This window comes from Fodinicurvata fenggangensis DSM 21160 (assembly GCF_000686045.1).
GTDB lineage: Bacteria > Pseudomonadota > Alphaproteobacteria > Kiloniellales > DSM-21159 > Fodinicurvata > Fodinicurvata fenggangensis.
Map to the genome: position 1 here is coordinate 64,049 of NZ_JMLV01000014.1, position 12,429 is coordinate 76,477.

Annotated in this window: 10 protein-coding genes; 6 read left to right on the forward strand and 4 right to left on the reverse strand. The window is 61.4% G+C overall.

What is annotated here, in order from left to right; all coding sequences use genetic code 11:
* Positions 1-128 precede the first annotated feature (128 nt).
* Both BP38_RS21090 and BP38_RS0115990 read left to right on the forward strand, forming a co-directional pair.
* Positions 129-2,294, forward strand: coding sequence for a protein-disulfide reductase DsbD family protein (locus BP38_RS21090; RefSeq protein ID WP_035725573.1), 2,166 nt, complete (start codon positions 129-131; stop codon positions 2,292-2,294).
* 112 nt (positions 2,295-2,406) lie between these two features.
* Positions 2,407-2,889, forward strand: coding sequence for a peroxiredoxin (locus BP38_RS0115990; protein WP_026988557.1), 483 nt, complete (start codon positions 2,407-2,409; stop codon positions 2,887-2,889).
* Positions 2,890-2,957: 68 nt separating this feature from the next.
* On the opposite strand, the gene rnhA is transcribed toward BP38_RS0115990, so the two are convergent.
* The 3 genes from rnhA to ispH are packed head-to-tail and all read right to left on the reverse strand — an operon-like array spanning position 2,958 to position 5,356.
* Positions 2,958-3,419 carry a ribonuclease HI gene (gene rnhA / locus BP38_RS0115995; protein ID WP_026988558.1) on the reverse strand — a complete coding sequence of 154 codons (462 nt, stop codon included), beginning with the start codon at positions 3,417-3,419 and terminating at the stop codon, positions 2,958-2,960.
* Positions 3,416-4,381 (reverse strand): homoserine kinase, encoded by a 966-nt coding sequence (locus BP38_RS0116000; RefSeq protein ID WP_026988559.1) that lies wholly within the window; start codon positions 4,379-4,381, stop codon positions 3,416-3,418. The genes rnhA and BP38_RS0116000 overlap by 4 nt, the downstream gene beginning before the upstream one ends.
* Before the next feature lie 15 nt (positions 4,382-4,396).
* Positions 4,397-5,356 carry a 4-hydroxy-3-methylbut-2-enyl diphosphate reductase gene (gene ispH / locus BP38_RS0116005; RefSeq protein ID WP_026988560.1) on the reverse strand — a complete coding sequence of 320 codons (960 nt, stop codon included), beginning with the start codon at positions 5,354-5,356 and terminating at the stop codon, positions 4,397-4,399.
* Between the two features lie 211 nt (positions 5,357-5,567).
* On the opposite strand from ispH, the gene BP38_RS0116010 reads away from it, so the two are divergent.
* The gene (locus BP38_RS0116010; protein WP_026988561.1) at positions 5,568-6,101 is read left to right on the forward strand and encodes a hypothetical protein; all 534 of its coding nucleotides are present in this window, start codon (positions 5,568-5,570) and stop codon (positions 6,099-6,101) included.
* A 68-nt stretch (positions 6,102-6,169) separates the two neighbouring features.
* Positions 6,170-6,733: a hypothetical protein gene (locus tag BP38_RS0116015; RefSeq protein ID WP_026988562.1), complete on the forward strand. Its 564-nt coding sequence runs from the start codon at positions 6,170-6,172 to the stop codon at positions 6,731-6,733.
* A gap of 102 nt (positions 6,734-6,835) precedes the next feature.
* Here BP38_RS0116015 and BP38_RS0116020 read toward each other — a convergent pair whose 3' ends face one another.
* Complete coding sequence (locus tag BP38_RS0116020; protein WP_051609460.1) at positions 6,836-8,077, reverse strand: MFS transporter; 1,242 nt, start codon at positions 8,075-8,077, stop codon at positions 6,836-6,838.
* 424 nt (positions 8,078-8,501) lie between these two features.
* Here BP38_RS0116020 and BP38_RS0116025 point away from each other — a divergent pair, with 424 nt between their 5' ends.
* Positions 8,502-10,136, forward strand: coding sequence for a methyl-accepting chemotaxis protein (locus BP38_RS0116025; RefSeq protein WP_051609461.1), 1,635 nt, complete (start codon positions 8,502-8,504; stop codon positions 10,134-10,136).
* A gap of 224 nt (positions 10,137-10,360) precedes the next feature.
* Positions 10,361-12,397: a HAMP domain-containing methyl-accepting chemotaxis protein gene (locus BP38_RS21095; RefSeq protein ID WP_051609462.1), complete on the forward strand. Its 2,037-nt coding sequence runs from the start codon at positions 10,361-10,363 to the stop codon at positions 12,395-12,397.
* Positions 12,398-12,429 lie beyond the last annotated feature (32 nt).

A 12,429-nucleotide genomic window follows, 5' to 3' on the forward strand; every position in this document is an offset into this window, starting at 1 on the left:
GCGGCTTCACGCGACGCTTCGCCACGCATCAGCTGTCTTGCTGGATCAAGGCTGTAACACCATGATTATACAGATAGTGCCTCCAAGCGTTAACGCCAGGGAAAGACGTGGCAAGGATTAAATTTCTCATGGATGCCCTTAGCCGGCCATGGGCCATGTTGCCGTGGCTGCTGCTCGCCCTCCTGCTGCCCCTGTCCAACGCCCTGGCGGAAGCCGGCGATTGGGCGGAAAACGAGCACAGCCGTGTTCGCCTGATTTCCGCCCAGGATGCCGTCGGCGAGTCCGAGGCGCTTTCGCTGGGCGTACAGGTGGAGCTCGATCCCGGCTGGAAGACCTACTGGCGCTCGCCCGGCGATGCCGGGTATCCCATCAGCCTGGATTGGAGCGGCTCGGAGAACCTGAAGGAAGCGCGTCTGGACTGGCCGGTTCCGCACCGCTTCGAACTGTTCGATCTGCAGACCTTCGGCTATGAAGAGGAAGTGGTCTTCCCGCTGACCCTCGTTCCGGAAACGCCGGGCCAGCCCATGAAGTTGCGTGCCACGGCGGATTACCTGGTCTGCGAGGAGGTCTGCATTCCCTTCGAGGAACGGCTTTCACTGGACCTGCCTTCCGGTGAGGCCGGGTCGGCACGCGAAACCTTCCTGATCGAACTCTATCGTGCGCGTGTGCCCCAGGGACCGGAGCAGAGTCCCTTGCGGATCGAGCAGGCCAGCTTCGCGCAGCAGGATGGCGAGAACGGCCGGTTGCTGGTCGAGGCCACGGCCGAACAGCCGATGGAGTCACCGGACCTGCTGGTCGAGGGGGCAGAGGGGTACCGTTTCGGAAAGCCGGAGGTCAGCCTGCAGCAGGATGGGCATTCCGCGCGCCTGGTGTTGCCGGTGACAGGGCGACCGGCCTCGGCCGAAACGGGTCTGTCGGAACGTGAACTGACACTGACGCTGACGGATCGGGACCATGGCCTGGAACAGCGCCTGGTTCCGGGCCGGGCCTCGGCAGGACCGGCAACGGCGGCCGCACCGGCTGCATCGAGTGGGAACCTGTTGCTCTATGTGGGCATCGCGCTGCTTGGGGGACTGATCCTGAATGTCATGCCCTGTGTCCTGCCGGTGCTGTCGATCAAGCTGCTCTCGCTGGTGCGCCATGGTGGTGCAGAGCGGCGCAAGATCCGGCTGTCCTTCCTGGCCAGCACGGCGGGCATTCTGTCCTTCTTCATCTTGCTGGCCCTGGGGGCCATTGCCCTGAAACTGGCCGGCGCGTCGGTCGGCTGGGGGATCCAGTTCCAGCAGCCGCTGTTCCTGTTGATCATTGGGCTGGTTCTGGTGCTGTTCGCCGCCAATCTGTTCGGCCTTTTCGAAATTTCGCTGCCGGGCCGACTTTCTACGGCTGCGGCACAGGCGGGACAGGGACGCGAGGGACTGAGCGGCGCCTACCTGACGGGGGCTTTCGCTGCCGTCCTGGCCACGCCCTGCTCGGCACCCTTCGTCGGTACGGCCGTGGGATTTGCGCTGACACGTGGCCCAATGGAAATCCTGGCGATCTTCCTGGCACTGGGGACAGGCCTTGCCTTGCCCTATCTTCTGATCGCGGCCTGGCCCGCCCTGGCGGGCGCCTTGCCGAAACCAGGACGCTGGATGGTGGTGCTGCGCCGCATCCTGGGTCTGGCCCTGCTGGCCAGTGCGCTCTGGGTCTTGATGGTACTGTCCGTGCAGTTGTCAGCCCTGGCGGCCTGGTTGTCCGGCATCCTGTTTGCCCTGCTGCTGTTTGTGCTCTGGTTGCGGCACAGGAACCAGCTGCCCTATGGGCCGGCGGTGGGGATTGCCGGCATCATTGCCGTGGGCGCCCTGGGGATCGCCCTGCCGGGCATGCCGTTCGGGGAAGGGCCGTCCAGTTCCACGGCCGCGCCGCAATCCACGGCCGCCGGAGAGGTGGACTGGCGGTCCTTCGCACCAGACGAGATCGCCCGCGAGGTCGAGCGAGGCCGGGTGGTCTTTGTCGACGTGACGGCCGAGTGGTGTATCACCTGCCAGGTCAACAAGACGCTGGTGCTGGACGGTGCGCCCGTCGCCGACCTGCTGGCCGAAGACGCGGTGGTGACCATGCGCGGTGACTGGACGAAGCCGGATCAGCGGATTTCCGATTACCTGGCCCGCCACGGCCGTTACGGAATTCCCTTCAATATCGTCTATGGCCCCGGTGCGCCTGAGGGCATCGTCCTGCCCGAAGTCCTGAGCGAAGGACGTGTCCTGGCGGCCATCGAGGAGGCGGCCGGTGGCGAGGTGGCAGCACTGCAGTGATGCAGATCCACGAATCAGGAGGCTTGGCACCACCCGGCCACTCGCCTAGGGTCCCTGTGACCGATCCATCGCCATCGACGCATGGCACAGACAACAAAGGAAATTTGGCGATATGACCATCTCAGTGGGAGAACAACTGCCCAGCGGAAAGCTCTGGATGAAGACGGAAGACGGTGTGCAGGAGATCGACACCGACGAGTTTTTCGCCAACAAGAAGGTAGTGGTTTTTGCGTTGCCGGGGGCCTTCACCCCGACCTGTTCGGCCAAGCACCTGCCGGGCTATGTGCAGCATGCCCAGGCGTTCTTCGACAAGGGCGTGGACGCCATCATCTGCCTGTCCGTGAACGATGCATTCGTCATGGACGCCTGGGGCAAGGACCAGAAGGTCGACGGCAAGGTCATGATGGTGGCCGACGGCAACGCCGACTTCTCCAAGGCGCTGGGCCTGTCCATGGACGTGAGTGCACGCGGCATGGGCATCCGCTCCCAGCGCTATTCCATGCTGGTGGAGAACGGTGTGGTGAAACTGCTGAACGTCGAAGAGCCTGGCGCCTTCGAAGTTTCCGGCGCCGAAACCATGCTGCGGGCGCTCTGATACCTTTTTGATGACCGGGGCCAATGTTTACCTTGGCCCCGGTCATCCCTCGACAGAGTCTCAGTGCTTTAATCGATGGAGGGCCGATAGGCCTTGAGCGCTTCGCGGGCCAGGGCATCGCAGCGTTCGTTCTCGTCGTGGCCGCTGTGGCCCTTGATCCAGTGCCAGTCGATGTTGTGCTGCTCCGTGGCCTTCAGGAGGCGTTCCCAGAGGTCGCGGTTCTTGACCGCCTTCTTGCCGGAGGTCTTCCAGCCGTTGCGCTGCCAGGAATGGATCCATTTCGTGATGCCGTCGCGCAGGTAGACGCTGTCCGTGGTCAGATCCACCTTGGCCGGACGCTTGAGTGCTTCGAGCGCGGCCACGGCTGCCATCAGTTCCATGCGGTTGTTCGTGGTCTCGGGCTCACCGCCTGACAGTTCCTTCTCGTTACCCCGCCAGCGCAGCAGGGCGCCCCACCCTCCGGGGCCGGGATTGCCGCTGCAGGCGCCGTCCGTGAATATCTCGATCCGGTCGGTTTCAGGAACGCTCATGCCTCGAGGCCATAGGCGCCGGGGCCGGATATATCGCGGTGGAAACGAAGCTTGCGCCAGTATTCCAGCGGATCCTTCGGATCCACGAAGGCGCCGGGTGGATGATTCAGCCAGTCATAGAGCCGGGTCAGCAGGAAGCGCAGGGCCGAGCCGCGTGCCATAAGTGGCAAGGTCTTGAGCTCTGGCTCGGACAAGGGGCGGACCTTGCGATAGGCGGCCAGCAACAGACGGGCCTTTGTGGCATTGAAGGCGCCGTCGGGCTCGAAGCACCAGGCGTTCATGCAGGTGGCCACGTCATAAACATAGAAATCGTTGCAGGCGAAATAGAAGTCGATCAGGCCCGAGAGCCTTTCATCCCGGAAGAAGACGTTGTCCGGGAAGAGGTCGGCATGGATGATTCCGCTGGGCAGATCCTGCGGCCAGCGCGCTTCCAGATCCTGAAGTTCGCTTTCCAGTTCCTCGCCCAGGCCGGAAAAGACCTCGTCGGCGCGCGCCCGGCAGGTATCCAGCAGGCCGCGCCAGTCACCGATGGACAGGCGGTTGCGGCGATAGCCTTCGAAATCGGCGCCGGCCAGGTGCAGGTTTGCCAGGTGATGGCCCAGTTCCTGGCAGTGGAAGGGGTGGATGCGCCGCGGCCAGAGTCCGTTCAGGAAGGTGATGATGGCGGCGGGGCGGCCGTTCAGCTCCTGCAGGGTTTCGCCATCGCGGCTGTGCACCGGCGTGGGGCAGGGAATGCCGCGCTGGGCCAGGTGCTCCATCAGGTCGACGAAGAACGGCAGTTCGCTGCGCTCCACGCGCTTTTCGTAAAGCGTCAGGATATAGCGTCCGCGATCGGTCTGCAGCAGGTAGTTGGAATTCTCGACGCCTTCGGCAATGCCCTTGAACGAGAGGATCTCGCCCAGGTCGTAACGCGCCAGAAAAGCGCGCAGGTCGGCATCCGAAACTTCTGTGTAAACGGCCATGGGCTGCAGGAATTCTTAGGCGGCGTCAGTGTCGGCCAGGAGCCGGGGAAGCTTGAAGTGCACGTTCTCGCGCGACTGGTCGTTCAATTCAACCTGAACCTTGTCGTAGCGGGCCCGGAAAGCGTCGATCACTTCCTCGACCAGGGCTTCCGGGGCCGAGGCGCCCGCCGTGATGCCGACCGTGGCGGCCCCTTCCAGTCGCTGCCAGGGAATGTCGGCGGCCCGCTCGATCAGGTGGGCAATGGGACAGCCCGAGCGCTGGGCCACCTCGACAAGCCGCTGGGAATTCGAGGAATTGGGCGCACCGACCACGAGCAGGGCGTCGCATTGCCCGGCGATCTCCTTGACCGCCTGTTGCCGATTGGTCGTGGCATAGCAGATGTCTTCGCGGGCCGGACCCTCGATATCGGGAAAGCGTTCCTTCAGTGTTTCGACAATGCCGGCCGTATCATCCACCGACAGGGTCGTCTGGGTGGCGTAGGCCAGCTTATCCGGATCCGCCACCGCGATGTTGCGTGCGTCCTCGATGGTTTCGACCAGCAGGATGGCGCCGTCGGGCAACTGTCCCATGGTGCCGATGACTTCCGGGTGGCCGCGATGGCCGATCAGGATAACCTGCCGCCCGTTGCGATGATGGCGTTCCGCTTCGCGATGGACCTTGCTGACCAGGGGGCAGGTGGCATCGATGTAGAGCAGTTCGCGGCCAGCGGCTTCCTCCGGCACGGCCTTGGGAACGCCGTGGGCGGAAAAGATGACGGGCACGTCGTCTGGCACCTCAGAGATTTCATCGACGAAGACCGCGCCCTTGGACTGGAGCGAATCCACCACGAAGCGGTTGTGCACGATCTCGTGACGGACATAGACAGGCGGCCCGTATTTCGCCAGCGCCCGCTCGACGATCTCGATGGCACGCTCCACCCCGGCGCAGAATCCGCGCGGGTTGGCCAACAACAGCGTGAGGGTGGATGTGCTCATGGCGTGCGCTCGTGCCCAGTTCGTGACGGCCCCGAGCCTACTGCAGGCCGGGACCACAGAAAAGAGATCATGATGATCCGGCGCTTTCGCAAGGGTGCGAAGGGAAGGCAGGCTTGCGCTGCGTTGCGGGACGTGCGAGACCAGACAGCATGTACAAGCATCCAGCGGTTGGTCTGAAGCTGCTGGCGATCCGTTTTCAGGGAAGGCAAAGATGCGAAAAATCTTGAGTGCGGTTGCAATTGTTCCCCTGCTTTCGGCCTGTTCGTTCCTGGGCAAGGAGGAAAATCAGGCAAGCCCAGAGGACTGCCCCGGCGTGGTGGCGCTGGAGGAGACCCGGGAGCAGGTCAGTTTCGTGGGCGAAAGCCGCGATTTGACGCAGGTGGATTACAGTGCCGAGCTGGTGGACGTGCGTTATGGCTGCGAATACCGTGACGGTGGCCGCGAAATCGCCATGGAAATGGATGTGATCCTGGCCGCCAGCCGTGGGCCCGCCAATCGGGATCGTCAGGCCGAACTCAGCTATTACCTGGCCATCGGGCACCCCGGGAACCCGCCGGAGATTCTCGTGCGCGAAGCTTACAGCGCTCCTGTCAGCTTCGAGGGAAACGAGAACTCCGTCACCCTGACGGATGAAGCCAGCATGACCCTGCCGCTGGCGGAGGGCGAAACCGCCAGCGACTATCGGGTGTTCGTCGGGCTGGTGTTGAGCCGCGACGAAGTGGACTACAACCGCAACAGCCGCTGACCTGCCGTGGACTCCAACAGCGGGATCCGTGGGCAATGACGCAATCCAACGCCGAAGGGAAAAGGTTCATGAAAATTCTCTCCTGGACATTGAGCGCCTTTTTGCTGGCGACTCCGGCCACTGTGGCAGCAGAAACCATGCCGCTGCCCGAAACCGACTTCGAGGGCGAATGGGCCGATCCGGGCGCCGACTCCTCCGGCATGAAGGTCCGCTATTCCAGTGACCTCGAGACCATGCGCGTCGAGGGCCAGTCCGAAGGAGCCTCTGGCGGCATGCTGCGCAACATGCGCAATGGCGAGATGACGATCTGGAGCGACCAGATGGGCGACCAGGCCTTGCAGGGACAGATCGACGACATGGGCCTGATGGAAGGTGAGGACACAGGCGAGACCAAGACGGTGAATGGTGAAACCTGCACCATCTGGGAGGTGCAGGGCTCGCAAACCTGCCTGACCGACGACTACATCCCCATGGAAGTCGAACACCAACAGGGCCATGCCGTGCTGCGCAATCTCCAGCGCACGTCCCAGGACGAAAGCCATTTCTCGCCGCCCGAAGGCCTGACCGTCGTGCCCATGCCCGATGCCATGAAGAAGATGATGGAGCAGGCCGGCGAAGAAGCGCCGTTCTGAACAACTCGCCCAGAACTTCTTGATTGAGAAAGGCGCCGGGGAATTCTCGGCGCCTTTTTCGTTTCGGCAGCAGAAGGGATGCGGAAAATCCAGGAACCTCCTCTAGGAAGAGGAAGTTCCCTTGATGTCGCGCCTGAAGACCAGTCCATACATCACGATCCCAAGCAGGCAGTAGGCTGAACAGCCGGCCAGCAGAGCATCGACACTGACGCCTGCGTCGATCAGTAGGCCCAGCAGGCCGGGGGCGAGCGCCGTGGAGATGACCATCAGGGCGGCGGCCACGGCCCGGATCGAGCCCAACTGCGCCGTGCCATAGGTTTCGGCCCACATGGCCGTGGTGACGGAGGTGTTGGACCCTGCGGTCAGGCCGGCCAGCAGCATGTAGGCCAGGGCAACCCAGGGCGCAGAACCCAGGGACATCACAAGACAGGCCAGTGCCAGAGGAATCAGGTAGAAGGGCATGATTCGCCGTGCGGTCAGGCGGTCGATCAGGACGCCTGACAGCAGGGTTGCGCAGACCGAGGCCGCGGCAAAGCCGACGAAACAGGTGGCGAACCAGGCAAGGTCCCAGCCCTTTACCTCGGTGATATGAATCTGGTGAAAGAAGACACCGGTACTGATGAAGCCCGAGGCCATCAGGCCCGGAAGCATGAGCAGGAATCGGGGCTGGCGAACGAAGGGGCCCAGGCGGAACCTGCTGCCTCCCTTTGGCTGGAAGCTGCCGGCCTGGCCACCGCGCAGCAGGAGCAGCACCACCGGCAAGAGGACGAGCAACAGGAAAGTTGCCGCCAACAGCCAGGTGTTCCGCCAGCCTACGGCCGCCGTCACCACGACGAGGGTCAGGGGGAACACCGCTTCCCCCGCCGGATTTCCCATGGTGGCAAAGGCAATGGCCTTGCCGCGGCTGCGCTCGAAATGGCGCGCCATGCTGGTGATCGCGGCATGCACCATCAGGCCCTGGCCGCAGAGCCGCAGCAGAAAGAGGGCGATCCCCAGCATGAGCACGCTCTGGACCGAGAAGGTCAGCAGGCAGGCGATGCTGAGTCCCACAAGCGTGGCCATCACAAAGCGCCTCAGCGGCATGCGGTCGAGCAGTCCGCCAATGCGGATCATGGACAGACCGCTGGCCAGCGTTGCCAGGGAGTAGACCGTGCCGAAGCCGCCGTGGGAGAGATCGAAGCTTGCGCGGAAATCCGCACTGAAGAGCGAGATGAAGAAGGTCTGTCCGAAGCTGGAGAAGAAGGCCAGCAGGAAACCGAAAGCAAGCAGCTTCAGGCGCTCGGGGCGCGCAAAGTCTGTTTCGCTCGCAGCGGTGGAGGGAGAGGGTTTCTCTGCTGGTGACATGGGATCCTGGTGTAGCGGGGGCGCTTGCGTGAGCCAAGGACAATGATCCCAGTTAGATGATCAAGGGGATCTTGTTTCCGGCTTTCCGGCGCAATGGCCAAAATCTGCCGGTTTAATTGTCCGGGCCATAGTATCTTCAAGGGCTTATAGATGAATGCTTACATGTTCCACTAATAGGCTCCTAAGAAATATTGTCATATTTTATTTTATGAAATCTCAATTACGCAATAAATCAAGAATAAAGAAGCCATTCTCTTTTTGAATACAAGGTATTCACGCCGATTTCTTAACCGATTGAAAAGGAATAAGGCGCATAAACCGTTCATCTCTAATCCCAGTCCCTTACAGGGCGGCATCCAAAGGCAGTGTTATGTCACTATTCAATAACCTAAAAATCGCATGGAAGTTAATCATTGGATTTGGAATGCTTGCTGTCCTGGTAGGCGGTATCAATGCCTTCGTCATTGATCGGCTTAATTTTCTCGATCAAAGCGCAGCCTGGAAGGACCATACTTACGAAGTATTGGGGGCTTTGGATGAGACACTGGAGGGCATGATCAATCAGGAAACCGGCGTGCGGGGCTATCTGATCTCGAATGATAAAAGCTTTCTCGAGCCTTACGAAGTAGGGGTGAGGCAATACGAAGAGGCTTTTGAAGAAGCAAAACAACTCACGTCGGATAACCCTCAACAGCAGGCACGTTTGGAAGAACTTAACAGTCTTGCTCTTGCCTGGCGCAACGAGGTCGCCAAACAAGAGATCGAGTTGATGTCCGATCCCGCGACGCGTGAACAAGCACGCGCCATGGAAGCGAGTGGCGCGGGCAAGGAATCCATGGATGGTTTCCGAGCCAAGCTCACAGAAATTGCAGATGTAGAGCGCAATCTCCTGGAAACACGGAATGCTGCTCAGTCTGAAGCGGCTGCTATAGCTTCCAATGCCGCTTTAGTAAGCGTTATTGGAGCTTTCACCCTTTCTCTGCTTATGGGTTTTGTTCTTTCGAAAGGTATCGGAGGCCCCATTTCTCGCATGACCTTGGCTATGAAGAGCCTAGCTTCTGGTAGCTTGGACACTGAGATTCCAGCGCGAGGACGAAAGGACGAAGTTGGCGCTATGGCCGACTCGGTGCAGGTCTTCAAGGACAACCTGGTCCGCACGAGAGAGATGGAGGCTGAAGCCGAAGTCCAGCAGCAGAAGGCCGAGGAAGAGAAGACTCAGGCCATGAACGCCATGGCGAACCGTTTCGAGGAGACGGTGGGCCAGATGGTTCAGGCGATCGGTTCCATGGCCAACGAACTGGAGGCCGCGGCGCAGACCATGACCTCATCGGCCGAGGAGACGAATTCCCAGGCGACCAGCGTGTCCGCCTCGGCGGTCGAGGCCTCGTCCAACGTGCAGACCGTGGCCAGTTCGGCTGAGGAGATGGCCGCCTCCATCCGCGAGATTAGCCAACAGGTGGCGACCTCTTCGAAGACAGCCACCGAGGCAGTCGAGGGCGCGGATCGTACCTCGGATACGGTGAACGTACTGGCGAGCTCCGCCGAAAAGATCGGTGACGTCGTGAAGCTGATCCAGGACATTGCCGAGCAGACGAACCTGCTGGCGCTGAATGCCACCATCGAGGCGGCGCGGGCCGGCGAGGCCGGCAAGGGCTTTGCCGTGGTGGCCAGCGAGGTCAAGAACCTGGCCAACCAGACGGCCAAGGCCACCGAGGACATCTCGCAGCAGATCTCCGGCATGCAGGGTGTGACCAGCGAGACGGTGGAAGCCATCGGCAAGATCAGTTCCACGATTCGCGAAAATCAGGAGATTTCCAGTTCCATAGCAGCAGCGATGGAGGAGCAGGATGCGGCCACCGGCGAGATCACGCGCAACGTGCAGCAGGCGGCCGAGGGCACGAACGAGGTGTCCAGTGCCATCGAGCAGGTCAGCCAGGCGACGGCCGAAGGTGGCTCTGCCGCCGGGCAGGTGCTTTCCAGCGCGCGTCAGCTGGGCGAAACCGCCGGGCAGCTACAGAAGGGCGTGGACGACTTCCTGAAGAATGTCCGGGTTGCATGACGGCAAGCTGGTTTTGACAGAGGTGTCCATACACAGGCGGGAGAGTCAGTCAAAGACTCTCCCGCCTTGTTTCTGGGCGCCGAGCCTGGGGAGGCGTAACCTGAAAAGTTAAGAAGTCTGTTCAGCGCACGTTTCAGAAACTTTGACGTATTTAACCTTTTCAAAAGGTTTTCTGTTTCACCCTGTGGGGACTTCAACACCTTCCGTAGCAGGCTAGAACTCCAATGAATGAGAAGAAAACTTCGCGTGCAGGCTTCTTTAGCAACCTAAAAATCAGCACCAAGATCTTTACCGGCTTTGCCATTATCCTTGTCCTGATGGCGGCTCTGGGGATCGTTTCCTTCGTGAGCTCAAAGCAGGGTTCGGAGAACCTGGCAGAGTATTCCGCACAAGGTGAGATTGTCGAACTGGCCGCATCGGCGCAGTCCGAGATTATCCGGGCGCGCCTGGCCGTGACGAGCTTCATGAACACAGGCGCGAATGCTGATGTCGAGGCCTTCAGAAAGGCAAATCAGAATGCCATCGAGCACTTCGAGGCGGCACAGGGTCTGATGCAGGCCCAGGGAAACCAGGATTCGATCGAGCAGATCCTGAGCAACCAGCGCAGCTATAGCGACCTCTTCGAGTACCTGGTCAGCCTGCGCAAGCAGCGGGAAGGAATCATTGCCGCGACCCTGAATGCCCTGGGCGCCCAAGCACGTGCCAGCATCACGGAATTGCAGGAAGCCGAGATTGCGGGCCAGGACCTGGGTGACATCGGGATTATCGCCGGCGTCAACAATGACTATCAGATGTTGCGCACGGTCGCGGCCCGCTATCTTCAGGGTGAGGATGCGGCCGATCGCGACGAGGTCCTGGAGCTGCTGCCGGACCTGCGCGAACGCTTGGGTCAGTTGGCGGAGTCCACACTGGTTCCGGATCAGCCGCAGAAAATCAAAGCCACCATTGCCATGCTGCAAAGCTATGAGCGTGGCTTTGCCCGTCTGGCTGAAACCCTGGACTCTCTCAATGAGCAGGAGGCCGAGATCACGGAGCTGGGACAGAAAACACTCGGGCTTGCCTCGGACATCCGCTACATATCTTCCGAAAAACAGTCCCAGGTTGCAGAAGCTGCAGAGGCACAGTCAACCCTGGCTGAGCAGCTTTCGCTCGCCTTGACGGCCGGTGCTGTTGCCCTGGGCCTTCTGGTTGCCTGGCTGATCGCGCATGCCATCACGCGGCCGGTAAAGGCGATGACGGGGACCATGGACAGCCTGGCGGACGGGGACCTATCTATCGATATCCCGGCTGTCGGCCAGAAGGACGAGATCGGTCAGATGGCTGAAGCGGTGCAGGTCTTCAAGGACAACCTGGTCCGCACCCGGGAGATGGAATCCGAGGCTGAGGCCCAGAAGCAGAAGGCCGAGGAAGAGAAGAAACAGGCCATGAACGCCATGGCGACCCGTTTCGAGGAAACGGTGGGCCAGATGGTGCAGGCCATCGGCTCCATGGCCAATGAACTGGAGGCCGCAGCCCAGACCATGACCTCTTCGGCCGAAGAGACCAACGCGCAGGCAACCAGCGTTGCGGCCTCCGCGACCCAGGCTTCGACCAACGTGCAAACCGTGGCCAGTTCGGCCGAGGAGATGGCTGCCTCGATCAAGGAGATCAGCCAGCAGGTGTCGACCTCGTCCAAGACGGCGGATTCGGCGGTCGAGGATGCGGATCGGACTTCCGAAACGGTCAATGTCCTGGCCGGCTCGGCCGACAAGATCGGCGATGTGGTGAAGCTGATCCAGGACATTGCCGAGCAGACGAACCTGCTGGCGCTGAACGCCACCATCGAGGCGGCCCGGGCCGGCGAAGCCGGCAAGGGCTTTGCCGTGGTGGCCAGCGAGGTCAAGAACCTGGCCAACCAGACCGCCAAGGCCACCGAGGAAATTTCCCAGCAGATTTCCGAGATGCAGGGCGTGACCAGCGAGACGGTCGAGGCGATTGGCAAGATCAGCTCGCGCATCCGCGAAAGCCAGGAGATTGCCAGTTCCATCGCCGCGGCGATGGAGGAGCAGGATGCGGCGACGGACGAAATTTCTCGCAACGTCCAGCAGGCGGCCGAAGGGACGAACGAGGTCTCCGGCTCCATCGAGCAGGTCAGCCAGGCGGCGGCCGAAGGTGGCTCTGCCGCCGAGCAGGTGCTTTCCAGCGCCCGTCAGCTGGGCGAGACGGCCAGCGAGCTGCAGAAGGGCGTGGATGATTTCCTGAAGAACGTCCGGGCCGCATGACGGCAAGGTGGTTCTGACAGAAGTTTTCGTTC

What these genes read in the sequence shown, in the direction of transcription:
- rnhA (WP_026988558.1), bottom strand. Translation starts at nt 3,419, where the DNA reads ATGAGCGTTCCTGAAACCGACCGGATCGAGATATTCACGGACGGCGCC.
- BP38_RS0116020 (WP_051609460.1), bottom strand. Translation starts at nt 8,077, where the DNA reads ATGTCACCAGCAGAGAAACCCTCTCCCTCCACCGCTGCGAGCGAAACA.
- BP38_RS0116025 (WP_051609461.1), top strand. Translation starts at nt 8,502, where the DNA reads ATGCTTGCTGTCCTGGTAGGCGGTATCAATGCCTTCGTCATTGATCGG.
- BP38_RS0116010 (WP_026988561.1), top strand. Translation starts at nt 5,568, where the DNA reads ATGCGAAAAATCTTGAGTGCGGTTGCAATTGTTCCCCTGCTTTCGGCC.
- BP38_RS21095 (WP_051609462.1), top strand. Translation starts at nt 10,361, where the DNA reads ATGAATGAGAAGAAAACTTCGCGTGCAGGCTTCTTTAGCAACCTAAAA.
- BP38_RS21090 (WP_035725573.1), top strand. Translation starts at nt 129, where the DNA reads ATGGATGCCCTTAGCCGGCCATGGGCCATGTTGCCGTGGCTGCTGCTC.
- BP38_RS0116015 (WP_026988562.1), top strand. Translation starts at nt 6,170, where the DNA reads ATGAAAATTCTCTCCTGGACATTGAGCGCCTTTTTGCTGGCGACTCCG.
- BP38_RS0115990 (WP_026988557.1), top strand. Translation starts at nt 2,407, where the DNA reads ATGACCATCTCAGTGGGAGAACAACTGCCCAGCGGAAAGCTCTGGATG.
- BP38_RS0116000 (WP_026988559.1), bottom strand. Translation starts at nt 4,381, where the DNA reads ATGGCCGTTTACACAGAAGTTTCGGATGCCGACCTGCGCGCTTTTCTG.
- ispH (WP_026988560.1), bottom strand. Translation starts at nt 5,356, where the DNA reads ATGAGCACATCCACCCTCACGCTGTTGTTGGCCAACCCGCGCGGATTC.